The sequence below is a fragment of the Mycetohabitans endofungorum genome, assembly GCF_037477895.1.
Taxonomy (GTDB): domain Bacteria; phylum Pseudomonadota; class Gammaproteobacteria; order Burkholderiales; family Burkholderiaceae; genus Mycetohabitans.
The window spans coordinates 441991-466687 of sequence record NZ_CP132744.1 but is presented as its reverse complement, the minus strand read 5'-3'; the positions used below and the strand labels follow the sequence as shown (position 1 = coordinate 466687).

General features: G+C 62.6%; 22 protein-coding genes. 3 read left to right on the top strand and 19 right to left on the bottom strand.

Going from position 1 to position 24697, the window contains the following annotated elements:
• Window positions 1–114 precede the first annotated feature (114 nt).
• The gene (locus RA167_RS02085) at window positions 115–1065 is read right to left on the bottom strand and encodes a LysR family transcriptional regulator (RefSeq protein WP_076786082.1); all 951 of its coding nucleotides are present in this window, start codon (window positions 1063–1065) and stop codon (window positions 115–117) included.
• A gap of 452 nt (window positions 1066–1517) precedes the next feature.
• Between RA167_RS02085 and RA167_RS02080 the strand changes: the two genes are divergently transcribed.
• Both RA167_RS02080 and RA167_RS02075 read left to right on the top strand, forming a co-directional pair.
• Window positions 1518–2843, top strand: coding sequence for an MFS transporter (locus RA167_RS02080; protein WP_076786081.1), 1326 nt, complete (start codon window positions 1518–1520; stop codon window positions 2841–2843).
• Between the two features lie 421 nt (window positions 2844–3264).
• Window positions 3265–3666, top strand: a complete 402-nt coding sequence (locus RA167_RS02075; RefSeq protein ID WP_076786079.1) for an acyl-CoA thioesterase — start codon at window positions 3265–3267, stop codon at window positions 3664–3666.
• 199 nt (window positions 3667–3865) lie between these two features.
• Here the strand turns inward: RA167_RS02075 and RA167_RS02070 are convergent, their stop codons facing one another.
• Together RA167_RS02070 and RA167_RS02065 are read right to left on the bottom strand one after the other, a co-directional pair.
• Window positions 3866–5308, bottom strand: coding sequence for an F-box protein (locus tag RA167_RS02070; protein WP_076786078.1), 1443 nt, complete (start codon window positions 5306–5308; stop codon window positions 3866–3868).
• A gap of 439 nt (window positions 5309–5747) precedes the next feature.
• Window positions 5748–6221, bottom strand: a complete 474-nt coding sequence (locus RA167_RS02065; RefSeq protein ID WP_076787676.1) for a nitrate reductase associated protein — start codon at window positions 6219–6221, stop codon at window positions 5748–5750.
• A 128-nt stretch (window positions 6222–6349) separates the two neighbouring features.
• On the opposite strand from RA167_RS02065, the gene fdhD reads away from it, so the two are divergent.
• Window positions 6350–7360, top strand: a complete 1011-nt coding sequence (gene fdhD, locus RA167_RS02060) for a formate dehydrogenase accessory sulfurtransferase FdhD (protein ID WP_235091217.1) — start codon at window positions 6350–6352, stop codon at window positions 7358–7360.
• A 79-nt stretch (window positions 7361–7439) separates the two neighbouring features.
• On the opposite strand, the gene RA167_RS02055 is transcribed toward fdhD, so the two are convergent.
• The 16 genes from RA167_RS02055 to RA167_RS01980 all read right to left on the bottom strand — a co-directional run bounded on the left by RA167_RS02055 (window position 7440) and on the right by RA167_RS01980 (window position 24689).
• Window positions 7440–8204, bottom strand: a complete 765-nt coding sequence (locus RA167_RS02055; RefSeq protein ID WP_076786077.1) for an enoyl-CoA hydratase — start codon at window positions 8202–8204, stop codon at window positions 7440–7442.
• 159 nt (window positions 8205–8363) lie between these two features.
• Window positions 8364–9563: an acetyl-CoA C-acyltransferase gene (locus tag RA167_RS02050; RefSeq protein ID WP_076786076.1), complete on the bottom strand. Its 1200-nt coding sequence runs from the start codon at window positions 9561–9563 to the stop codon at window positions 8364–8366.
• 24 nt (window positions 9564–9587) lie between these two features.
• Window positions 9588–12023 (bottom strand): 3-hydroxyacyl-CoA dehydrogenase/enoyl-CoA hydratase family protein, encoded by a 2436-nt coding sequence (locus RA167_RS02045; RefSeq protein WP_076786075.1) that lies wholly within the window; start codon window positions 12021–12023, stop codon window positions 9588–9590.
• A gap of 32 nt (window positions 12024–12055) precedes the next feature.
• Window positions 12056–13843, bottom strand: coding sequence for an acyl-CoA dehydrogenase C-terminal domain-containing protein (locus RA167_RS02040; RefSeq protein WP_076786074.1), 1788 nt, complete (start codon window positions 13841–13843; stop codon window positions 12056–12058).
• Between the two features lie 54 nt (window positions 13844–13897).
• Window positions 13898–14500: a TetR/AcrR family transcriptional regulator gene (locus RA167_RS02035; RefSeq protein ID WP_076787672.1), complete on the bottom strand. Its 603-nt coding sequence runs from the start codon at window positions 14498–14500 to the stop codon at window positions 13898–13900.
• A gap of 275 nt (window positions 14501–14775) precedes the next feature.
• A complete protein-coding gene (locus tag RA167_RS02030; RefSeq protein ID WP_076786073.1) occupies window positions 14776–16110 on the bottom strand; it encodes a phospholipase D-like domain-containing protein in 1335 nt (444 codons plus the stop codon).
• Window positions 16111–16123: 13 nt separating this feature from the next.
• Complete coding sequence (nudB, locus tag RA167_RS02025) at window positions 16124–16594, bottom strand: dihydroneopterin triphosphate diphosphatase (protein ID WP_076786072.1); 471 nt, start codon at window positions 16592–16594, stop codon at window positions 16124–16126.
• Between the two features lie 24 nt (window positions 16595–16618).
• The gene (aspS, locus tag RA167_RS02020) at window positions 16619–18421 is read right to left on the bottom strand and encodes an aspartate--tRNA ligase (RefSeq protein WP_076786071.1); all 1803 of its coding nucleotides are present in this window, start codon (window positions 18419–18421) and stop codon (window positions 16619–16621) included.
• Between the two features lie 78 nt (window positions 18422–18499).
• Window positions 18500–19168, bottom strand: a complete 669-nt coding sequence (locus tag RA167_RS02015; protein ID WP_139337059.1) for a DUF502 domain-containing protein — start codon at window positions 19166–19168, stop codon at window positions 18500–18502.
• Window positions 19169–19178: 10 nt separating this feature from the next.
• Window positions 19179–19535 (bottom strand): FmdB family zinc ribbon protein, encoded by a 357-nt coding sequence (locus tag RA167_RS02010; RefSeq protein ID WP_076786070.1) that lies wholly within the window; start codon window positions 19533–19535, stop codon window positions 19179–19181.
• A gap of 61 nt (window positions 19536–19596) precedes the next feature.
• Window positions 19597–19929 carry a TPMT family class I SAM-dependent methyltransferase gene (locus RA167_RS02005; protein ID WP_237574364.1) on the bottom strand — a complete coding sequence of 111 codons (333 nt, stop codon included), beginning with the start codon at window positions 19927–19929 and terminating at the stop codon, window positions 19597–19599.
• Window positions 19926–21527: a ubiquinone biosynthesis regulatory protein kinase UbiB gene (ubiB, locus tag RA167_RS02000; RefSeq protein ID WP_076786069.1), complete on the bottom strand. Its 1602-nt coding sequence runs from the start codon at window positions 21525–21527 to the stop codon at window positions 19926–19928. Before ubiB ends, RA167_RS02005 begins: the two co-directional genes overlap by 4 nt.
• Window positions 21528–21538: 11 nt before the next feature.
• The gene (locus RA167_RS01995; RefSeq protein ID WP_139337058.1) at window positions 21539–22303 is read right to left on the bottom strand and encodes a ubiquinone biosynthesis accessory factor UbiJ; all 765 of its coding nucleotides are present in this window, start codon (window positions 22301–22303) and stop codon (window positions 21539–21541) included.
• A gap of 103 nt (window positions 22304–22406) precedes the next feature.
• The gene (locus tag RA167_RS01990; RefSeq protein WP_083706024.1) at window positions 22407–23462 is read right to left on the bottom strand and encodes a Tim44 domain-containing protein; all 1056 of its coding nucleotides are present in this window, start codon (window positions 23460–23462) and stop codon (window positions 22407–22409) included.
• Window positions 23463–23481: 19 nt separating this feature from the next.
• Window positions 23482–24213 carry a bifunctional demethylmenaquinone methyltransferase/2-methoxy-6-polyprenyl-1,4-benzoquinol methylase UbiE gene (gene ubiE / locus RA167_RS01985; RefSeq protein WP_076787659.1) on the bottom strand — a complete coding sequence of 244 codons (732 nt, stop codon included), beginning with the start codon at window positions 24211–24213 and terminating at the stop codon, window positions 23482–23484.
• A 59-nt stretch (window positions 24214–24272) separates the two neighbouring features.
• A complete protein-coding gene (locus RA167_RS01980; RefSeq protein WP_076787662.1) occupies window positions 24273–24689 on the bottom strand; it encodes a gamma-butyrobetaine hydroxylase-like domain-containing protein in 417 nt (138 codons plus the stop codon).
• Window positions 24690–24697 lie beyond the last annotated feature (8 nt).

Below are 24697 nucleotides of genomic sequence, written 5' to 3'. Positions count from 1 at the left end.
CGCCGTGGCATCGCTGTCTTCGGAATCGGCCGCACCGTCGACGCTCGGCGGCCGGCGACAGCGGCTGAAGCTAGCGCCCAGAGCCAGAGACCAGCGCCCGAAGCCCGCAGCTGGTTACGCGCCGACAGCCAGCCCAGCCGCCAGGCGCCACACCGTATCCACCAGCTCGCCGCGCGCTTCGTCCCTGTGCGACGCTAGCTTGTCGCGATACAACCGGATCTCCATCGCGAGCGTAAACCGGTCAGCCGTCACGCCCCGCGCCGGCCGGTCGAGCCGCACGAGGCGCTCGGCCGCCACCGCGTCCTCCACCGCGCTGTGCGGCAGGAAGGCGACGCCGTGACCCGCCAGCGTCATCGCCTTGAGCCCCTCGGCCATGTCGGTCTCGTACACTTTATCTAGGTACAACGGAACCGGCGCAGTGCCGATAATCGTCTCCGTCATCCGCCCTAGATAGGCACTCGGCGTATACGACAAGTAGGGAACCGGTGCATCCTTCGTGCCTGGCAGCGTAAAACGCGCACGGCCGCTACGCGTGGTCGCGGCGAACGGGCTAATCGGCTCAATTCCCAGCACGAGCATGTCGTAGCGCGCGGGGTCCAGCGCAACAGGATGACTTGGATGATGATAGCCCATCACCAAGTCGCAACCGCCCTCCACCAGCGACAGTACCGCATCGTGCACGTTCAACGCACGCAGCCGCACATTGACCCGCCCGGTATGCTTCTCGATCCTGTCCAACCAGCGCGGAAAGAAGGTCAACGACAACGTATGCGGCACGGCAAACTCAATCGTCGCAGCCGGCGCGCGCCCGTGGCCGCGCAATACGGTACGGGCTTCGTGAAACTGGGACAGCATCGTCAGCGCCTGCTCGTAGAATACCTGTCCGGCTTGCGTGAGCCGCGTCGGGTACACTGAACGATCGATCAGCTCGGTGCCAAGCCAAGCCTCCAACGCCTGAATGCGCCGCGAAAACGCAGGCTGCGTCACATGCCGCAGTTCGGCTGAGCGGCTGAAACTTCGCGTCTCGGCCAGCGACACAAAGTCTTCCAGCCATTTCAATTCCATGCAACGACTCCATTGGCCATCCCCGCACCGCGCTGCACCCACGCGTCGGACCGTACGGCACCGCGCTGCGCCGCACCAGATGACAGCCACGGCGCAGCGCGCAGCCTCCATGGTAGCGTTTAGCGCCCGTCATGCCGCCAGCGACTACGCAGCAACCGACAACGTACCGTACAGTGCCGACGCGACAATTCCCCAATTAATGCATTTTACGCACAAATTGTTCCACGGCTGCTGTCATGTTCGGCGGCACACATCACCGGCGCGGCGGCGCTGCGAAAGCGTGCCGGCCAGCGCACGATGCCGGCATGCCGCACCGTAAAGTAATGGCACGGTCGTTGCGGTAACGCGTCGGTCGAGGGGAAAACCGGGGCACATCGCACGTTGCGCCGCCCAGCGAACAACACGACGCGATGCCGTTACTCCTCACCATCTGCTCAGCGAGGCATATCTCGATGAAAAACCTGCTCGGCTTGCTCCGAAGCGGCGACTGGCGCGCGCTGGTGGCCTGCTTTCTTTATCTTGATACTGGCTTCACCGTTTGGGTACTGTTCGGCCCGCTCGCACCGTTCATCAACAAAAGCCTGACCATGACACCCGCGGAACAAAGCTTCCTGGTCGCCGTGCCGGTGTTGTCGGCCGCCATCCTGCGCGTGACATTGGGTAACCTGTACCAGTGCACAAATGGCCGAGTAATTGCGCTGGCCGCAGTGGCCTTATCAGCAATCCCGACCATCGTGCTGCCGGCCTATCCGGGCGTGCCTTCGTACACGTTGCTGCTGGTGCTAGGCGTATTCCTGGGCGTAGGCGGAGCGAGCTTCGCGGTCGCGCTGCCGATGGCTGGCAGCAACTATCCGCCGCGCGTGCAGGGGCTCGTGCTCGGGCTGGCTGCCGCCGGCAATATCGGTGCGGTGCTCGACGGGTTCTTGCTCCCGCAATTGGCCACGCACGCGGGCTGGCAGGCTGCCACGCTCGGCGCGTTGCCACTGCTGGCGCTGGCCGGCCTGGCACTGTTCTTCTGGGCCAAGGACAGCAGCATCAAGTCAGGCAGCACAGCTCGCGCAGCGAGCAGCTTCGCCATCACGCTGGTGGGACTCATCGCGCTGGTGCAACTGGTGCATGCCGGCATGCTCGGCTCCGGCACAACCGGCACATTGCTGTTGCCGCTGGCCGGCGCACTGCTTGCGATCGCGGTGCTGCCGCAACGCTACCGCGCCGTGCTGGCCGAGCGCGACACCTGGGTGATCATGCTGGTCTACAGCATCACCTTTGGTGGCTTTGTCGGCATGTCATCCTACGTGACGCTGCTACTCACGGACCTGTACGCACTGCCCAAGCTCGAGGCCGGCTTATTCATGTCGCTGCTGGCGGCGGTCGGTGCCATCGTGCGCCCAATCGGCGGTTTGGTTGCCGACCGCGTGAGCGGCGTGCGAACATTGCTCGTCCTGCTCGCGGTCATCGGCTGCACCGATCTGCTGTTTGCCGCGACGATGCCGCCGTTGGCTAGCGGCATCGCGCTGCTGCTATGTCTATATGTCGCATTCGGGTTAGGCAACGGCGCAACCTTCCAATTGGTGCCGCGTCGCTGGGCCGGACGCACTGGGCTACTGTCAGGCATTGTCGGCGCGGCCGGAGGCATCGGCGGGTTCTACCTGCCAGTCGTCATGGGCATGGCCAAGGAAAGCACTGGCAGCTATCAGATGGGTTTTGCCGCCTTCGGTATGTTGGCGGCCTGCGCCTTCACGCTGGTGCTCACGCTGCGCGGCGAGTGGATCGCTTAGGCAGTGCCGGGCAATCGTGCGCACACGGGCTCGCAACGCGGCGAGGTGCTGCACGCGACGCAATAGCCGGTCGCATGCGGCCATGCGCGCCTAATCGCAAGCCGGACTTAGTGCTAGGGCTCAGCATGCCGAACTCAATGCGCTGGGCCTGGCCCGCCGAACCAGCACGCCAGACCCCGTGCGCCTGAGAAGCCGAATAGTAGTCCACCTCATACTTGACAATGAAACACCCCAGCACCAGCAGCGAATACGGGATCGGCCGGCGGCGGCTCAGCGGCGGCATAGCAGCGCATCGCGGATCGATTGCCGGTAAAATAATGGGCTCCTATTCTCGCAGAAGGCCGCACGATGCGCCGGCCTGGCATCGACATCCACCACTGACTGGCTCGTCGGCCGGCCCACCAATACACAGGAACCGCTCATGACCACTTTCCTGACTGAATTGCCTCATGACAAACCGGTGGCGCTACGCGTCGTGCCGCAGCCTCACGATGCAAATGTGCATGGCGACGTGTTCGGCGGCTGGATCATGGCTCAGGTTGACATCGCCGGTTCAATCCCGGCATCGCGGCGGGCGAACGGCCGCGTCGTCACGGTCGCGGTCAATTCGTTTGTCTTCAAGCAGCCGGTGTTCGTCGGCGACCTGCTCAGCTTCTATACAGATATCATCCGCACCGGCCGCACATCGATCACTGTTGACGTGTCGGTCTATGCACAACGTATGGGCCTGGCCGGCGAGACCGTTAAGGTTACCGAAGCGACGCTGACCTACGTCGCGACCGATTCGCAACGCCGTCCGCGCGTATTGCCGCCGCTCGGCTGAGGCCTGCCGCTTGCGAACAGCGCAGGCGTGCCGTATCAACAATTTAGTCCAAGCAAGACGAAGATGACGCGAGCCAATTGATCCGCTGCGCCGGTAACCTTGAAGCGCGTACAGCTTGTCTATCGAGGCAAAGCCGACATGCAAAGTCGGCTACATTGAGGTTAGTGACGCAAGCTGAAAAGAAAGTTAAACCGGCTGTCTAACGCCGAAACCGCTGATGGAGTCGAATGTTCTGACCACAAACTCCCCGCCATCGAGAAGTAATCGAGAGAATAGAATGAATACTCTCGAGTTGTGTGGCACGAGCTTGCTCAGTGTAGCGGTTCCGATCCATAAAAGCTTGAAGTTCGTCAATAACATATTCCCATTGCAATTTCGTACCGTACAACAAAATATGCGACTTGCTAAGAACCTCTGATAATGCCGTGTCGCTGCTGCCATCGAGCAATTGCAGCGCATGCCGCCACACCTGCTTTGACAGCGCATCGTCCAACTCTGGTGTGTGCTTCAGCAGATCAGTTGCGACTTGGACGCGCTGGGTAGGCGGCACACGCGGCAGCGCAAACGCCAGTCGTTGAAATTCGGGCGTGCGTCGCTCGAGTGGCACGCTACTCAACCCGGCTGCAAAACCGGGCAACGCAATGCCCAGTTGCTCATCCGGAAGCGAGAGTGCCAAGTGTCGCATTTCTGCATAGCGTGCTGCACGCTCCGCCTCGGGCAGCGTTTCTACAGCGGCGGCCAACGTGCCGACCGGTGCGCCTTGAACGGATGCAGGCAACGATAATGTCTGCTGCTGCAATATCGCATAGGCTGAGGAAACACTGCCTCCACCACGAAAAAAAATTCTCGCGTTCAGTTGATTAGTCAACCGTGAAACGAGTTCGGCTTTCTGAAACGAGTCCAGGTGTGCGAGCTGGTTGAGCAGTGCCTGATACCTTGCGACGTACCCCTGATATTCGCTTGATTGCCTTGATGCGATTGATAGGTCTAGCTTTATACTCCAAAGCGCATGGGCCAGTTCAGGCCAAAAATTGTCTTGATCGGGTCGCCGTCTCTCGGCCATCGCATAGGCAAAATCAAATATCCTGGCCCGCTGGCGGGGGTGAATGCGACGCATGGTGGGCCCGGTAAGCATCTTTTTTTGTATTTGAAGACTTTGCTCTGGCAGGCGGTCGGCTGCTGCGAACAGCCGTTCAAAAGCCTCGCTTTGCTGCTCGTAGGGTAAACACGGTAATCGGTTTGACAGTGTGATGAAGGGTTCGGCCCGCAGGCCCGGTTCAGCCTGAATACGCTCGATGTCATCAATCAACTGTTGCCACGACGCGAGGTTGGAGACCTTGGACGTTTGCTCGCCGCAACGTGCGGCCCATCGCCTCTCCTCCATCAGATGATAAGTGCGTTTGTTCACTTGTGAAAACGCGGCAAGATCGGCAAACGACAGATGATCCGCAATATTCAACATCACTTCATCCGGCAGCGCAGTGTGCGTTTTTGGCTTTTTTAGCGGTGTATCGGATACGGGACTTGCCAATCGTTTCACACTCGTAGGCGGTGCAGCCGTGGCCTGCGGGCGGGCTTGTTCGTCCATCGCATAAATGGCGCTCTGCGTGTTGTTCAAAGCGGCGTTTAAATCGAAGTCCATCGGCAAGCTCAGCAAGAAGTGAGAAAGACGCAACGCAAAGCGATGCTGCGTAGCAGGCTAGCTAAAAGCGGGCGGATCAGCGCAGTGATGAACAAAAATGGCAAAATTTTTGGCGGATAGAGAAGGCATTGACCTGCCTGGGCAGCAATGACAGGCCGATGTTGCATTCAGACCAGCTCTGACACCGCGGCCTCTGGCGATATTAGCTTGAGTCGTATCAATGGGGTCTTTTGGGCAGTAGGCATGCGACCATGTTGACACATCACCCTATTAGTACGCCGATTTAAAGTGAAGCGCCTTATGCGGCTCAGCAGCCTTGCCCGGGTTACGCAGGACGGCATTGGCCGAGTTGCGCTAACCCGTGTGGCCTAAGCCTGCGCTAGCCGGCGTTGCCCCGCTTTGCGTTAAACGGCATCCCCAGGTTGCCCGACATGATCAGTCAGATCAGGCCGAAGGACTTCATCGCAGGCACGAAATCGTGGTTCGCCACCGGCCTTCGTGACAGCTTGGTCAGCACATATCGGTGAAACCGCGGCAGTGTGGCCCAGCGGGCGACACTGACTGGGGTCACCCCAGCCAGTGAGCATTGCCTGCGCAACTCGTCGGGCACCGCGTCGGTACGCTGCCATGCGGGCGACACGTCTGGCGCCTGCACGGACGGCTCGGCGTTTAGGTGGGTACGCAGCATCTCGGCAAGCGCCTGGTCAAAGCGGCGCTCAATCTGCGGATCATCGTCCAGCGGAAAACACGCCAATAGCACGCGATCCGCATGCGGCAATGTCTGCCATTGCGTCAGCGAGATACGCACGCCGAAGCGGTCCAGGTTGTAGCGGACCGCCAGCGGGATGTACGTAAGGTTTTCACACGATGAAACCTCAAAGTCGAGCAGCAACGGAGTATCGAGCAACGGCATGGTCGTGAGCGCCCAAAAAAGGTGGTGAATAGCACGGAACATCGGCAGGCCGACCGCAGATGCATCGCATGCAGCCAGCATCGTGCGTTTTTCAGGTATTGTAGGACGATCGAATCGTCATCCCTTCATTGCTCCCCATGCCTTTGCATACCGAGCCTCGCGCCGCCCACCCGCACGGCCCAGACGCCGACCCTGGTGCCAGTACCAATATCGCTGGCACTGCCAATACTACTGGCACTGACACTAGCTCTAGCCCCGACAGCACCAACCCCGACGCCAACACCAATACAGGCCCGATTTCCCGCAACGGGGTCGACATCGACGCTGATACCGGAAAATCCGGCTTGCTGGAGCGCCCCGTACTGCGCACGGCAGCGGGCGGGCGGCGGGTAGAGCACGATGTCGTCGCCGACGAAGTACCGGTGGCGCTGGTATTTAACGGGATTTCGCACGCTGTGATGATGTGCACGCCGCGGGACTTGGATTTGTTCGCAGTCGGCTTTGCGCTGACTGAGGGAATCGTATCGTCAGGCAGCGAAATCCATGACATTGAGGTACTGATGTACGATGAGGGCTACGCGCAGGTGCAGCTCACGCTGGTGCAGCACGCGTTCGCGTCACTGAAGGACAGACGCCGTGCCCTGGCCGGGCGGACCGGTTGCGGCGTGTGCGGCATCGAGAGCGTGCAATTGCTCGACCTAGAGCCGGAGCGCGTCGAGCATACCGGTTTCCTGCAGCGTCTGGCCACGGATGCGCTCGCGTGCGCGGTGCGGGAATTACCAGCACACCAGCCGCTAATGCAGGCATGCGGCGGCGTGCACGCGGCCTCGTGGTGCGATGCCCACGGCACGATCCGCTATGCGTTCGAGGATGTCGGCAGGCACAATGCGCTGGACAAGCTGATCGGACAACTCGTGCTCGCGCGCGAGGACATGCGCGACGGCTTTGTGTTCCTGTCGAGTCGAGCCAGCTATGAACTGGTGCGCAAATGCGCGCGCGTGAGCGTGCCGATGGTGGCGACGATCTCCGCGCCGACCGCGCTCGCCGTGTCAATCGCGGCCAAAGCCGGCATCCGACTGGTCAGTTTTTGTCGCGAATCCGGCTACGTCGAGTACAGCGCGCCGGCACCGCCCCGCTAGATGAGCACGGCCGGCGAGGAACCGTGGCGGCGCCGCGCGACATCGCAGCCCATTGTCCGGCGTTCGTGCGGCGTGGCAGTCACTCGAATGGCGAGAAGTCCGGCTTACGCTTTTGCAGGAACGCGCTCATTGCTTCGCGCGCCTCGGGTGAACGCAGCATCCGGCCGAATTGCTCCGCCTCCTCGGCAATGCGTTGCACGACCTGCGCCTGCGCGTCGCGCTTGAGCAACATCTTGGTCACACGCAGCGACGACGCGGGCAACGCTACTAGCTTGGTCGCCTGCGCCAGCACGAATTCGTGCAACTGTGCGAGCGGCAGGACCTGACTCACGATACCGATCGCTTGAGCTTCATGCGCATCGAACGGCTCACCAAGCAGCAGCTTCTGCGCGGCGCGCTGGTAGCCGGCCAAGCGCGGCAGCAATAGGCTCGACGCCGCCTCGGGACACAGCCCGAGCTGCGTGAACGGCAGCGAGAAGCGCGCATCGTCGGCCGCATAAACAAGATCGCAATGCAGCAGCAGCGTCGTGCCGATGCCAACCGCCGGGCCCGACACGGCGGCGACGATCGGCTTGGCCGCCGTACTGATCTGCTGCAGGAACTGGAGCACCGGGGCATCCGGCCCGGACGGCGGCCGCTGCATGAAGTCCTCCAGGTCGTTGCCTGCGCAAAACACCCCGTCATGGCCGCGAATCAGGATCGCACGCACCGATGCATCGTCGCGAGCCTGGGCGAGCGCGTCGGCCATCGACTGGTACATCACGGCAGTCATCGCATTTTTCTTATCCGGCCGATTCAACTGGAGAGTCAGCACGCCGCGCTCGCGTTTAATTACGATATCCATCGTCCGATGTCTCCTCGGTGGACCGATCGCACGCGGCACGGGGGTAGGGCAACCCGGCACGTGAGTGGCGAATAAATGGCTCGCGCAACAACGCTGCTCACGAGCAGTCGAGCCGTTGAGGCGTCGCGCCAGGTATACATCCCGACGCATCGGCGTGCGTTATACCCGTTCGAGGATACCGGCAGCCCCCATGCCAGTACCAACGCACATCGTCACCATGCCGTACTTTTGCTTGCGCCGACGCAGCCCGTGCACGACCGTAGCGGCGCGGATCGCCCCCGTGGCGCCCAACGGGTGACCCAACGCGATCGCGCCACCCAGCGGGTTCACCTTGGCCGGGTCAAGCCCCAGATCACCAATCACCGCCAGCGCCTGCGCGGCAAACGCCTCGTTCAGTTCGATCCAGTCAATGTCCTGCAGTGCCAGGCCGGCGGCCTTCAGCGCGGCCGGAATGGCTTCCTTTGGGCCGATGCCCATGATCTCCGGCGGCACGCCGCGCACCGCAAAGCTCACGAAGCGCGCCAGCGGTGTGAGGTTGAATTGCTTGAGGATCTTCTCCGACACCACGACCAGCGCACCGGCGCCATCCGAGGTCTGCGAGCTGTTGCCGGCCGTCACCGTGCCCTTGTTCGCGAACACGGCTTTGAGCTTGCCGAGCCCTTCCAGCGTCGTGTCGGCACGAGGCCCTTCGTCCAGCGCGATCTCACGTGGGTTCACGACGATCCGGCCACTCGCCAGATCCGGCATGCGGTCCGTCACCGTGTACGGCGCAATTTCGTCGGCAAATTCGCCCGCCTGCTGAGCGGCCAACGCCTTTTGGTGCGAGCGCAGCGAGAACTCATCCTGCGCCTCGCGTGACACTTCCCAGCGCTGTGCCACACGCTCGGCGGTCAGCCCCATTCCATAGGCAATGCCTATATTCTCGTCGGCATCGAAGATAGGTGGCGGCAACGAAGGCTTGTTGCCCATTATCGGCACCATGCTCATCGACTCGCAGCCGCCGGCGAGCATCACCTCCGCTTCGCCGACACGGATGCGATCGGCCGCCATCGCCAACGCGGTCATGCCGGACGCGCAAAAGCGATTCACCGTAACGCCGCCGACGCTGGGCGGTAGGCCTGCCAGCAGCGCGCCGATGCGCGCGACGTTCAGGCCCTGCTCCGCCTCCGGGATCGCACAGCCGACGATGGCATCCTCGATCAGCTTCGTATCGAGTGCTGGCACCTGCGCGAGGGCCGAGCGGATCGCGTGAGTCAGCAACTCGTCAGGGCGCGTATGGCGCAAAGCACCGCGCGGCGCCTTGCCAATCGGCGTGCGGCTAGCCGCGACGATGTAGGCATCTTGCACTTGTTTGCTCATCTCAAGACTCCTTGTCGGGCCGCGTTAATTGCGCACCGGCTTGCCGGTCTGCAGCATGCCCATGATCCGTTCCTGCGTCTTCTGCGTGCCGAGCAGCGCAACGAACGCACGGCGCTCGAGCGCGAGCAGCCACGCCTCATCAACAGTACTGCCTGCTTCAACGTCCCCACCGCAGATTACCTCGGCGATGCGGCAGGCGATCAGGAAATCATGTTCGCTGATAAAGCGTCCATCGCGCATGTTGACCAACGACGCCTTGATGGTTGAAATTGCCGAACGTCCCGCCACCGGAATCGCGTTGGCTGGCAGCGGCGGGCGATAGCCGGCCGCTGCCAGCGCGCGTGCTTCGTTCTTTGCGGTGTCGAGCAATTCGTGCACATTAAAGACAATCGTGTCAGACGGCTTCAGATAACCCAGCGTGCGCGCCTCGTGCGCGGACGACGACACTTTCGCCATCGCCGCTGCCTCGAAAGGCTTTTGCAGGAACTGCAGCAGATTGCCCGTCGCTCCCGCATCAGTTGCGGCCTGAGCCGCGCGCAGCGCCGCCTCCTTGAGCCCGCCGCCGGCCGGCACCAGCCCCACGCCGACCTCGACCAGCCCGATATAGGTCTCCACGTGGGCGACGCGCTTAGCGCTATGCAGCAGCAGTTCACAACCGCCTCCCAGCGCAATGCCCGACGCGGCCGATATCACCGGCACATTCGCGTACTTCACACGCAGCATGCCCTGCTGGAATTTTTGCACGAATGGCTCAATGCCCTGGGCGCCACCCATCATGAACGCGGGCATCGCTTCCTCAAGATTTGCGCCAGCGGAGAACGGGCCGCCCGGCGCGCCGAGCTTCAGCGACGTCGGCTGCCAGATCACCAGCGCCTTGTATTGCTGTTCAGCAACGTCGATCGCCTGCGTGATTCCGTCGATCACACTCGGCCCGATCGTATTCATCTTCGACTTGAACGACAGAATCAGCACGTCGTCCTCGCCGGCCCGCTCGTCGACCCATGCGCGCACCACGTCGGTCTCGAACACCGTCTTGCCATACGTGCGCGGATCGTTGCTGGCCTCGCCAACCAGCGATGCACGGAACACCTGCTTGCGGTAGACCGGCAGCGTGCTACGCGGCACGAACGTGCGCCGCGCCGGCGACCACGAGCCCTGCGCGGTATGCACGCCGCCCTGCTCCCCAACAGGGCCGTCCAGCACCCATGCCGGCAGCACCACGTCGGCCAATGCCTTGCCGGCGCGGATGTCTTCCTGGACCCATTGGGCAACCTGCTTCCAGCCGGCGGCCTGCCACCCTTCGAACGGCCCCTCGTTCCAACCAAAGCCCCAGCGGATCGCCAAGTCGACGTCGCGCGCGTTATCGGCGATCGATTCAAGGTGCACGGCAATATAGTGGTACACATCACGGAAGATCGACCACAGGAATTGCGCCTGCGGATGCGTGGACTCGCGCAACAGCTTCAGCCGCTCAGCGGGCGCACGCTTTAAGATGCGGGCGACCAGCTCGTCGGCCTTGGCGCCACTGTCCACGTACTCGCCGGTCTTCGCGTCCAGCACCTTGATGGCCTTGCCTTCCTTCTTATAGAACCCTGCGCCGCTCTTTTGTCCGAGCGCTCCCTTGGCCACCAGCGCGGCGAGCACCGGCGGTGTCTGGTAAACCGGGAAGAACGGATCGTCGGCCAGGTTGTCCTGCATCGTCTTAATGACGTGCGCCATCGTATCCAGGCCAACCACGTCGGCGGTACGGAACGTGGCCGACTTTGCGCGGCCTAGCCGTGAGCCGGTCAGGTCATCGACTTCGTCAAAGCGCAGTCCGAACTTGGCTGCCTCGGCGATCACCGCGAGGATCGAGAAGATGCCAACACGGTTCGCAATGAAGTTTGGTGTGTCCTTGGCACGCACCACGCCCTTGCCGACCACGCTGGTGAGCACGGTCTCGAGTTGATCAAGTACCTCCGGGCGCGTATGCTCGGTCGGAATCAATTCGACCAGATGCATGTACCGCGGTGGATTGAAAAAGTGCACGCCGCAAAAGCGCGCTTTCAGGTCATCGGACAAGCCTTCCGAGAGCCGGATAATCGACAGCCCCGACGTATTGGTCGCGAAGATCGCCTTCTCGCCGATATACGGGGACACCTTCTTGTATAAATCGTGCTTCCAGTCCATGCGCTCGGCGATCGCCTCGATCACCAGGTCGCACTCGCGCAGCTTGTCCAGATCGTCCTCGTAGTTGGCGGCAACGATATGCGCGGCATCGCCCTTCACGCCGAGCGGCGCCGGCGACAGCTTTTTCAGGTGCTCAATCGCGTTGAGCGCGATGCCGTTCTTGGGCCCCTCCTTCGCGGGCAGGTCGAACAGCAGCACCGGCACCTTCGCGTTGATCAGGTGCGCCGCGATTTGCGCGCCCATCACGCCGGCGCCCAGCACCGCCACCTTGCGAATGATCAGATTGCTCACGTGTCTCTCCAATTAGAGCCTGCTCCCACCCATTAAAACAGCGCTTCGTCGATCTCGGTCAGCGGCTTGGCGCCGGCACGCGCAGCGCGGATCGTGAAAGCCGTCTCGGGCAACAGCTTCGCGAAGTAGAACCGCGCGGTCGCGAGCTTGGACCGGTAGAATGGGTCACCGCTACCCTGCTTGTCCAGCGCCAGACGGGCCATGCGCGCCCAGAAGTACGAGAACACGAAATGCCCGACCGTGCGCAGGTACGGTACCGCCGCGGCGCCGACTTCGTCCGGGCTCTGCATCGCCTTCATGCCGATTTCCATCGTCAGCTTCTGTACCTTCTCGCCGATATCCGCCAGCGGATTGACGAACTCCTGCATGTCGGGGTTGATGCCCTCGGCCTCGACAAAATCCTGCACGAGCTTGCCAAACTTCTTCAGCTTCGCGCCCATGTCGCCGAGCACCTTGCGCCCCAACAGGTCCAGCGACTGAATCGTGTTGGTGCCTTCGTAGATCATGTTGATACGCGCATCGCGCACATATTGCTCCATGCCCCATTCAGCGATATAGCCATGGCCGCCAAACACCTGCATGGCGTTGTTGGTCGCCTCGAACGCGTTGTCGGTCAGGAACGCCTTGATGACCGGTGTGAGCAACGCCACCAGGTCGGCCGCATCCCGACGCACCGCCTCGTCCTCGTGCGACAGCTCTTTGTCGATCTGCAAAGCCGCCCAGTACGTGAACGCGCGACCCGCCTCGACATAGGCCTTCTGCGTCAACAACATGCGCCGCACATCTGGGTGTACGATGATCGGATCGGCCGCTTTGTCCGGCGCTTTCGGACCGCTGAGCGAGCGCATCTGCAGCCGCTGCCTTGCGTAGGCGAGCGAGTTCTGGTACGCGACCTCGGTCAGCCCCAGGCCTTGCATGCCCACGCCAAGCCGCGCCGCATTCATCATCACGAACATCGCATTCAAGCCCTTGTTCGGCTCGCCGACCATCCAGCCCTTGGCATCATCCAGGTTAATTACACACGTCGCATTGCCATGGATACCCATCTTGTGCTCGATCGAGCCACACTTGACGCCGTTGCGCTGCCCAGGCTCGCCGTTGTCGTCCGGGATGAACTTGGGCACGATGAACAATGAAATGCCCTTGGTCCCCGCCGGCGCGTCCGGCAACCGCGCGAGCACCAGGTGGACGATGTTGTCGGCGAGGTCGTGCTCGCCACTCGAAATGAAGATTTTCGTGCCGGTGATCGAGTACGAACCGTCGCCGTTGGGCTCGGCCCGCGTGCGTAGGATCCCGAGGTCGGTGCCGCAATGCGGCTCGGTCAGGCACATCGTGCCGGTCCATTGACCGGATACCAGCTTTGGCAGGTACTGCTGCTGAAGCTCGGGCGTGCCGTGCGCGTGCAGGCATTCATACGCGCCGTGCGACAGGCCAGGATACATGGTCCATGCTTGGTTCGCCGAATTGAGCATCTCGTACAGCGCGTTGTTCACGAACGCGGGCAAGCCCTGGCCGCCATAGGCCGGATCGCAGCCTAGCGCCGGCCATCCGGCCTCGACATACTGCTGGTACGCTTGCTTGAAGCCCTCGGGCGTGGTCACCACGCCGTCGCCGACGTACGTGCAACCCTGCTGGTCGCCAACCTGGTTCAACGGAAACAGGACCTCGGAGCAGAACTTGCCCGCCTCCTGCAGCACCGCATTGATCGTATCGGCATCCAGATCCGCGTGCTTAGGCAGTTGCTTCAGTTCGGCTTCGACGTTCAGCAATTCGTGCAACACGAATTGCATATCGCGCAACGGTGCGGCGTACTGTCCCATGACTCTCTCCGTTTTGACTAAGGCACCGGCGATGCGCGGAGTGCTCTGCCCGCGTCAGCGACCAGCGTCGCTTTGATACGATACAAAAACTTTGTCGAGCACCCGCCACGCGACCTCGACCGCATCCGGCAAGCGCAGGAAACGCGCATCGTGGTGCAGCCCGAGCGTCACGCTGTACAACTCGAACAGCATTAGCCGCGGGTCGGTGTCTGCACGCAGATGCCCTTCATCCTTGGCTTGCAAGATGGCACGGATCAGCGTGCCGCGCCAAGTACTGACGCTGCGTGCGAGTTCCTCGCGCACGGCGCTGGCGGCTCGATCATCGTACTCGACGGCACCACTGATGTAGATGCAACCCGTGGTGACCTCTTGGATCCGCTTCTCCATCCATCGGCCAACCAGCGCCCTAAGGCGCGGCAACCCGCGCGGCTCCCGGATCGCCGGGAAGAACACTTCCTGTTCGAAGCGCTGGTGGTATTCCCGGATCACCTCAACTTGCAAATCCTCGCGCGAACCGAAGTGCGCGAACACACCGCTCTTACTCATCTGCATGCGCTCGGCCAGCAGACCGATCGTCAACCCCTCGAGCCCATCCCGGCTCGCCAGGGCCAACGCAGCATCCAGAATCGCCGCACGGGTTTGTTCGCCTTTTCGTATCGCCATTTTTACCGTCCATTCATTGCACCGCAAAATAGAACGGCCGTACTATTATTATGGGCGGCCGCCCGCGGAAACAAGCTATTTATTAGAAATGAGTTTCTAACAAGCACGACCGTGCTGTATAGCGCGATGATCGGTCATCAACGTGATGATGTGATTCGATGCTCGTGCTCCGGTCCCGCGCGTTTTGGGTGCTGCGTGGCGCACCGTCGAACCCGCATGTGCGCCATTTCAAGTGATTTTGCGCACCGGATCAAGAATGGATTGCATCGTCAATCGTAGCTGCCGATGGTGAGCAGCTTCATGGCGAGCCAATATCCGTTGTACGCAATCCAGTTCGCCACTCGCACCAGCCACGGCCGCGATGCGTAACGCTGCGGGTCGATGGCGCGCGATTGTTCCACAGCCTCGAGGATGGCCGCGCGTATGCCGGCCACCTCGGGATGCCGGAACAACACTAGATTGGCTTCATGGTTGAGCACCAGCGATAACGCATCGAGGTTGGATGATCCGATCGTGCCCCAAACGCCATCCACCACCGCGACTTTGCCATGCAGCATCGTACGGTCATATTCGGCAATCCGGATACCCACGCGCAGCAACGACTGATAGAGAAACGGCACCGCGTAGTCCAGCGCGACAAATTCGTTGCGTCCGATCACCAATGACACCCGCACGCCACGGCGTGCTGCGCGGACCAACTCGCGGCGCATCCGGCGGCCGGGCACGAAGTACGGGTTAGCCACTAGGATCTCGTCCCGCGCCTGCCGAATCGCCAGCCGATAGGCACGCTCAATCGCGCGTCGATTATTGACGTTATCGCGTGCGACAAACGCGACCTGCGGTACGTCTGCCGGCGTGTCAAGCGCCCCGAGCGCACGGCGGCGCGCCCGAGCGGGACGCGGCGTGGCCTCGCCGGGAGGGTCCCGGCCAGCGGCAGTTAAGCAGCGGGCTGCCGCGGCATCGGTTACCGGGGCGCCGCCCGGTCCGTGCGCCAGACGTTCGTGCGGCACTGCTGGCGGCGGCGGAATCCGAGCTTGGTCGATACGTCGCCATTGCAGGTCGAACGCCTCGACCAGATCCACGACGGCGGGACCGATCACCTCAGCCGAATAGTCCCATCGGGCAAACGGCAACGGTTGGCCCGCTTCCAGCCGGTCGTCTATGACGTTGTGTCCGCCGCAAAAACCATAGCGTCGATCGACGGCAGCCAGCTTGCGATGGGTGCGGGAAAATCCGAAGCGGATACTGAAGACGCCCGGATTGTAGATACGGTGCTCGATGCCGGCATCGTGCCATGCACGTAGCAATTCACTGCGCGGAGTGCCGATGCCGTCGATGATCACCCGCACGTGCACGCCCCTCGCGGCGGCACGCGCCAGCGCCGCGCTGACGCGCGCGCCGCATGGATCGTCGCGGAAAATATACGTCTCGAGCGCGACCTCGTGTTCGGCCGCGTCAATTCGCTCAATCAACGCATCGAACAGCGCGGTGCCGGATCCAAAGATCCGCACGTCATTGCCGGCGGTAAAGCGCAACCGAGGCTTACGATGGCCATCCAGCATCGTCTGTCGAAGCCGAACCAGACGCCTGATGGTGGCCACCATTGCCGCGCTCCGCTTAACTGGCAGCGAGTCGCCCCGGCAACTGCAGGATCGCGTCGCGATTCGATGCCGAAAAACAACGCGCCGCGGCGTCCCGGTAAGGCAGCCACGCATACGCGACGTGCTCACGCGGTGCCAGCGTGATCTCAATGGATTGCGGCACGCAGAGGCTAAACCAGTGCTCGATATTACGCTTCACGCCGGGCGCATAGCGATAGCGCCATTGCGGGTAGATCTCGTACTCGATCGCATGGCACCAATCGAGCAGCGCGTCGGCCGGCACCTGCGCCGTGCCAACCGCGATGCCTGTCTCCTCGAACACTTCGCGTGCCGCGGTCAGCGCAAGCGGCTCGTCGGGCGTGTCCTTCGAACCAGTCACCGATTGCCAGAAACCGGAGCGATCGGCGCGTTCGAGGACCAGCACGTCCAGCTTGGCGGTGTGAATCACCACCAGCACCGACTCCGGGATCTTAAACGGCCGGGACATCGGCAACTTGCGCCGCGCGCCGTACTACGCGTTCACCGGCTCGGCGTTGCGCAGCCGGATATGCAGGTCGCGCAATTGACGCTCATCCACCTCGCTCGGCGCTTGCGTGAGCAGGCACTGCGCACGCTGGGTCTTCGGGAACGCGATCACGTCGCGAATCGAATCCGCGCCGGCCATCATCGTGACGATCCGGTCCAGGCCGAATGCAATGCCACCGTGCGGCGGCGCGCCGTATTGCAACGCGTCGAGCAAGAAGCCAAATTTCGCACGCGCTTCCTCCGGGCCGATCTTCAGCGCGCGGAACACCTTGCTTTGCACGTCTTCGCGATGGATCCGCACCGAACCGCCGCCAATTTCCCAGCCGTTGAGCACCATGTCGTACGCTTTTGCAAGGCAACGACCCGGATCAACCTCGAGATATTCGAGGTGTTCGTCCTTTGGGCTGGTGAACGGGTGATGCGCGGCAACCCAGCGATTATCCTCGTCGTCGTAATCGAACATTGGGAAATCGATGACCCACAGCGGTTTCCAGCCCTGCTCGACCAGTCCGGCACTGCGGCCGAACGCCGAGTGGCCAATTTTTAACCGCAGCGCACTGAGACTGTCGTTGACCACCTTGGCGCGGTCCGCGCCGAAGAAAAGGATGTCGCCGTCCTGCGCGCCGGTGCGCTCGAGGATTGCCGCAATGCACGCATCATGCAGGTTCTTCACGATCGGGCTTTGCAAGCCGTCGCGCCCCTTGGCCACCTCGTTGACCTTGATCCACGCAAGACCCTTTGCACCATAGATGCGCACGAAGTCCGTATAGCCGTCGATATCGCCACGCGTCAGCTCCGCTCCGTTGGGCACGCGCAGCGCGGCCACCCGGCCGTCCTTCGTGTTCGCCGGCGTGCTGAACACCTTGAAATCGACGTCCTTCATCACGTCGGTCAACTCGGTGAATTCTAGCTTCACGCGCAGGTCGGGCTTGTCCGAGCCGAAGCGGCGCATCGCTTCCGCATGCTGCATGACCGGGAATGGATCGGCAAGCTCGACGTTGATCGTCGCCTTGAACACATGGCGAATCATCGCCTCGAATAGGTCGCGGATCTCCTGCTCGTTCAAGAACGACGTCTCGCAGTCGATCTGCGTGAACTCCGGCTGCCGGTCCGCGCGCAGGTCCTCGTCGCGAAAGCATTTCGTGATTTGATAATACCGGTCAAAGTTCGCCACCATCAGCAGCTGCTTGAACAGCTGCGGCGACTGCGGCAACGCGAAGAACATCCCTGCGTTCACGCGCGACGGCACCAGGTAGTCGCGTGCGCCTTCCGGCGTGCTCTTCGTGAGCATCGGCGTCTCGATGTCGATGAACCCCTGCTCGTCCAGGTACTTGCGCGACTCCATTGCGACACGGTAGCGCAGGCGCAGGTTGTGCTGCATCTGCGGCCGGCGCAGGTCCAGTACGCGATGCGTCAGACGTGTGGTCTCCGACAGGTTCTCGTCGTCCAGCTGGAACGGCGGCGTCACTGATGCATTGAGTACCGTCAGCTCGTGGCATAACACCTCGATCTGACCACTGGTCAAATTCGCGTTGAGGGTGCCTTCCGGGCGTGCCCGCACGATGCCGACCACACGCACACAGAACTCATGGCGCACCCCTTCGGCGGTCTTAAACATGTCCGGCCGGTCGGGGTCGCACACCACTTGCACCAATCCCTCGCAGTCGCGCAAGTCGATGAAAATGACACCGCCATGGTCGCGGCGCCGATGCACCCAGCCGCAGAGCGACACCGATTGGCCCAGCAGTTTTTCAGTCACCCGACCACAATATTCAGATCTCATCGACATGATGTTCGTCTTTCATTCGTAAAGATAGGCGACGGCGCGATCGGCATCATGCCGGCGCGCGGGCGACGCCCGCAATAATCAGAGCAGCGGCTCGACGGGACGGCGCGGCGGCGCAACGGCCGGCACCGGCGATGCAACCGGGGCCACCACGCCCATTGACACGATGTACTTCAGCGCGGCATCCACCGTCATGTCCAACTCCACCACCTCGTTTTTTGGCACCATGAGGAAGAAGCCCGACGTAGGGTTCGGCGTGGTCGGTACATAGACGCTGACATGATCGCCATTCAAGTGGTTAGCGACGTCACCGCCTGGAATCCCGGTCAGAAAGCCAATTGTGTACGAGCCCTTGCGCGGATATTCGATCAGCAACGCCTTGCGGAACGCATTGCCGCTGGACGACAGCAGCGTGTCAGATACCTGCTTGACACTCGTGTACAACGGACCGACGACGGGAATATGAGCCAGTAGCTTTTCCCACCAGTTGACGAGCGTCTGCCCGATCAGGTTCTGAGTCAAGAGGCCGACCACGAAAACGAACGCCAGCGTCAGCACCGCACCCAGGCCGGGCAGGCGAAAGCCGAACACGCGCTCCGGCTGCCACGCTTCGGGCAGCAACAGCAGCGTCTGGTCCATCGTGCCGATGATCAACCCCAGCACCCACAGCGTGATTGCCAGTGGCACGAGCACCAGCAGCCCGGTCAGAAATACGTTCTTCAGCGTCTTCTTGGTCGTCTTGATTTTCATGGATCGATGCTCAGGCAGACGTGCCCGCGTTGGACGACGGCGTCGCGCTGCCTGCCGCAGCCGGTGCGGTGGACGCACCGGCGCTGGTCGCGCCGTCCGCGCTGCCGCTGCCCGCCTCCTTCGCGGCGGGCGCCTTGCTCGCGCCGCCTTCCCCGCCCTCGGATTGGTTATTGCCGCCCGAGTTACCGCCGCGGAAATCGGTCACGTACCAGCCGGAGCCTTTCAATTGGAATCCCGCTGCAGTGACCTGCTTGCGGAACGTGTCGCGGCCGCACTCGGGACACTGGCTCAGCGGTGCATCGCTAAGTTTTTGCAACGCGTCTTTCTTAAAGCCGCAGGACTCGCAACGATATGCATAGATCGGCATCGCCCTATCACCCCTCAAGGATCTCGCAAAGCCTTGAATTATAGCCGGAAATGGTGGCGTCTTACGCACGCCGACGCCAGCTTATCCAGCGCTCATGTTGACCGAACACCGGCAGTGAGCCGTTGACCGGACGCTCGTCCACCCGTTCGAACGACGAGTTCAGCAGCGTGTCGCGCTCGATGCCAAACGGCGGGCCTTTCGGCGTCACACCGACAAAGAAAAACCCGGCGAGCAATGCGCCCGGCGGCGCCAGCGCCGTTATTCGGACAGCATACCCGAGCCAGCATCGCGGCGGCATCGAGCACAGGAACGCGCGTTTGTCTACCCATTGCGGCACGTCCTGTTGCGGGCCAAATCCGCCATCGCGGCACGAGCCGCCGCTCGCTGAGTTCATCGGGGACCTCCGATACACGACTCGATACCAACCAGGGACGCCAGCCCGAAGTGGGCCAGCAGCACGCCGGCGCCGACCGCCACCCCGAATACCAGCAGTCCTTGTAGCAAACGGTTGGTCCGTTGCTGCTCAATCAGTATCCGCCGCATCAAAGCCTCGGTCGCACGCGGCGGCTGATCGTGATGCCGGGACAACGCATGATGGATCAGGCGCGGCACTTGTGGCAGCGTCTTGCTCCATTGCGGCGATTCGATTTTCAGCCTTTCCATCCAACCGCGCCAGCCAATCTGATCGTTCATCCAGCGCTCGAGATACGGCTTGGCCGTTTTCCACAGATCGAGTTCCGGGTCAAGCGCGCGGCCCAGGCCCTCGACGTTGAGCATCGTCTTTTGCAGCAGGACCAATTGCGGCTGGATCTCGACGTTGAAGCGCCGCGACGTCGAGAACAGTCGCATCAGCACCTGGCCGAGCGAAATGTCCTTCAGCGCGCGGTCGAAGTACGGCTCGCACACCGCGCGGATCGCGCTCTCCAGTTCCTCGACCCGCGTGTGCGGGGGCACCCACCCGGATTCCAGGTGCAACGTCGCGACCCGGTGGTAGTCGCGTTTGAAAAACGCAAGGAAATTCTGCGCCAGATAATTCTTGTCGAAATCCGACAGCGCGCCGATGATCCCGAAGTCCAGCGCGATATAACGGCCGAAATGGTCCGGGTCTAAGCTCACCTGGATGTTGCCGGGGTGCATGTCTGCATGGAAGAACCCGTCGCGAAACACCTGTGTGAAGAAGATCTCCACGCCTTGCCGCGCAAGCTTCGGGATGTCGACGCCGGCCGAGCGCAGCGTGTCTACCTGGCTGATCGGCACGCCAATCATCCGCTCCATCACGATCACCGTCGACGTGCAATACTCCCAGTACATCTCCGGCACCAGCAGCAGGTCCAGTGCAGCAAAGTTGCGGCGCAGTTGGCTTGCGTTCGCCGCCTCGCGCATCAGATCCAATTCGTCGTGCAGGTACTTATCGAACTCCGCCACCACCTCGCGGGGCCGCAGCCGCTTGCCGTCAGCCCACAGCCGCTCGGTCCAGCGCGCGATGTCGCGCAATAGCGCGAGATCGGAGTCGATCACCGGCAGCATGCCGGGGCGCAGCACCTTGATTGCCACGGGCTTGCCGGCGTGCGTGCCGCTCTTCAGGCGCGCGAAGTGCACCTGCGCGATCGAAGCGCTGGCCACCGGCACCCGTTCGAACTCGTCGAACAGCACATCGACCGGCTTGCCCAGCGACCTCTCGATCAACGCGGTCGCCACCGCAGAATCGAATGGCGGGACCTGATCCTGCAGCTTCGCCAGCTCGGTCGCGATATCCACCGGCAACAGGTCGCGCCGGGTGGACAGGACCTGACCGAACTTCACGAAGATCGGCCCGAGACTTTCCAACGCCAGGCGCAACCGCTGCGCGCGCGGAATCCGGATCGGACGGCCGAACGTCATCACGCGCACCAGCAGCTTCACGCGCCAGTCGGCAATGTGCCCCAGCATCACCTCGTCGAGTCCGAAGCGATAGACTGTAAATAGTATTTTGAAAAAGCGTAGGATTCTCATGGGCGGCCGGATCAGTGCAGGTCGTCAGCCGAGCGGGAGCGTGCTCCCGTGGATGACGCGGCGCCGCCCGGGCGCGTCGCGACGCCGCATTCGGCGCGCTCGATGCGCTTCTCGATCCGAGCAAGCGTGTCGCGCGCGCGCGCGAGCTCATCGCCGAATTGCTCGAATCGTGCGCGGCGGACCAGTTGCGGATTCTCGTCCAGCAGGTATTCGGTCAGCGAACCGACTAAGCCCCCTGCGGTGCGGCGCGCGTAGGCCGAGACGGCCCGCGCCACCGACGCAATGCGGTGGGCTGGCACGTCACCGATCAGACGTGCGAGATCCTCCTCGGCCTCCCAGCGCAAATGCTCCGCGAGCTTCGCGATCGTCGCCGCGAATTCCGCGTCGCCCTCGATCCGCACGTGCTTGAGGATCGCCGCCTGCCCACCGGCAGTGAACGCAGACAACGCCGACGGCGGCACCGTGATCGTTACGTCGACCGTTGGGGGCATAGGCGCGTGCGACGCCGACGCGCCGTCCCGCGCCGCGTGCGGTGCCTTGGCCCACACGTCGCACGCCCCGCCGGATGCGGCCGGTGCCAGCGCAGTGGCGCCGGCAGGCGGACGCTGCCGCACAGCGACCGTGCCATCGCCCTGCACGGCCAACTCTAGCACGGCCGGAGACAACACCAGCCGCGCGGTTTTCCCCGCGTACGGCAGCAGGCGCTCGCGCGCCCACGCTTCGCGGATCAGTAAATGGTTGACGACGGCAACGAAAGGCTTGGCGGCAATGGTCATCGGGGCAGAAAGAAAGCCCGCGCAAGCGGCGCTCGCGCGGGCTGTTATTGTAACGTCCGTGGCGGCGCTTGCCTGCGCCGCCCGATTCCGTGTAGCCGGATCGTCAGGACAGTTGCTGGATGCCGGCCAGCACCCAGCCTTCACCGCTGCGCGCGTTGCGGCTTAAGTTCCACATTTCGGCGAATGGCTCGGCCGCGGCACCCTGGGCCTCGCGCAGCAGACCATGGAAGCGCACCGACGCCACGTACTCGTTGCCACCCCGGTCCTCGACGCCGACCAGATCGGCGTTCAACTGCACCACGTCGGTGCGGTTTTCACCGTGGCGTGAATCGAGATCCAGCTTAATCTCGGCAAACATTTCGGGCGTCGTGAACTCGCGGATGTCGTCGAGATTGCCGGCATCCCAGGCCGCCTGTAGCCGCACGAACGCCACCTTTGCCTGGCGCATGAATGCGTCGACGTCGAAGCCGGCTGGCACCACGGGAACGTCAAGCACGCTAGGATCCGCGGTGACGCGGGCCTGGCCCTCGGGCACGACGCCCGTTTGGCCCAAGCCGTCCGCTGCGGGTACTTGCGACGGCGCGGCCACCGGTGCGTCATATTGCCGCAGTGACGCACTGGAAGGCGGCTCGAAGCCACCATGCGCATAAGCGGCAGCAGGCCGTGCGTTGCGATTAGCGAACTTGCGGAACAGCCACAACCCGACGAGCGCAACCAGGGCAATCAGGATCACGTTGCTTAGTACGCTGGCCAACGCGCCGCCGAGTCCAAAATGCGACAACAACGCCGCCAACCCAAAGCCGGCGGCCAATCCCGCGAGTGGCCCCATCCAATTACGCTTGGGCTGGGCCGCCGCGGGCGGCGGGGTTTGCCCGCGGGCCGCCTGCGCGCCCTGTGCGGGCTGGGACGGCGTGCCCTGCCGCGGCGCGTTCGGTTGTGCGGGCGGCGTCGCCTGCCGCGTGATCTGTGACTGCTTGCCGATCGAGCGGCCGCCGCCCATGCGCTTTGCGTCGGCATCGAATGCGCTGAACGAGCCGATAGCCAACAAGCCGGCTGCTGCAATCACGCCGAACCGGCGGCTGATGCGTGTGCTCAGGCGCGGTGCGCCGGTAGCGGGCAAATGGGAGGAATGACTGGAAAAACGGGACTGAGCCGACATCTGATCTCCTGGACGGTCGCTAGTATTTGGTGGCGACATGCAGTGCAACAACGCCACCTGACAGATTGTAATATTTGACGGCGTCTAGTCCAGCTTGTTCCATCATTGTTTTTAGCGTGTCCTGATCCGGGTGCAGCCGAATCGACTCGGCCAAGTACCGATAGCTGTCGGAATCGCGCGCCACTTTCTCGCCGAGCCACGGCAACACCTTGAATGAATACACATCGTAGAACTTCTTCAGCGGTTGCCACACTTTGGAGAACTCCAGTACCAACAGCCGGCCGCCAGGCTTGAGCACGCGGCGCATCTCGGCGAGCGCGACCTCCTTGTGAGTCATGTTGCGCAGACCGAACGCGACACTCACCACATTGAAGTAATGGTCGGGAAACGGAATTTTTTCCGCATCGCACAATAGCGTCGGCGTGACGATGCCCTGGTCGAGCAGGCGGTCGCGCCCCACGCGCAGCATCGACTCGTTAATGTCGGTATGCCATACCTGTCCGGACGGTCCGGCTTGCCGGGCAAACGCCTTGGCTAAGTCGCCCGTGCCACCAGCCAGATCCAGCACGCTGTAGCCGAGACGCACCCCGGCCTGGGCGATGGCGAAGGCCTTCCACATGCGGTGCAGTCCGCCCGACATCAGGTCATTCATCACGTCATAGCGTGAGGCCACGGAATGGAACACTCCAGCGACCTTATGCGCCTTCTCGCTCTCATCGACGGTCTGATAACCGAAATGGGTCTTCGTCATGGCGGCGGTTCCTTGCGTGAAAGAGCGCGGCATGCGCCGCGGTAATGCGTGTGGGGATGTCAGTGGCGGTGGCCGTCGCGCGTGCGCGCCGCCTCGCCCATCGGCGCGTCACGGTCCACGCCGGCGTCCGCCAGCTTGTCGAGATAGGCTTGCCAGTATTCGGCTTGCCGAGTCGCGAGATCGTACAGCAGATCCCATGAATAGATGCCGGAATTGTGTCCGTCGGAAAACGTCGGCTGCAACGCGTAGTGGCCAACTGGCTCGATTGACACGATCGTCACGTCGCGCTTGCCGGTCTGCAGCGTTTCCTGGCCCGGGCCGTGCCCGCGCACCTCGGCCGACGGGGACCACACCCGCAGGTACTCGAAAGGCAGCCTGTAGCATGCACCGTCCGCATAGCGCAGTTCCAGCACGCGCGATGCCGAATGCACGACGATGCCAGTCGGCACCGGCGTATCGGGAGACAAACCTGCCATCGACAACT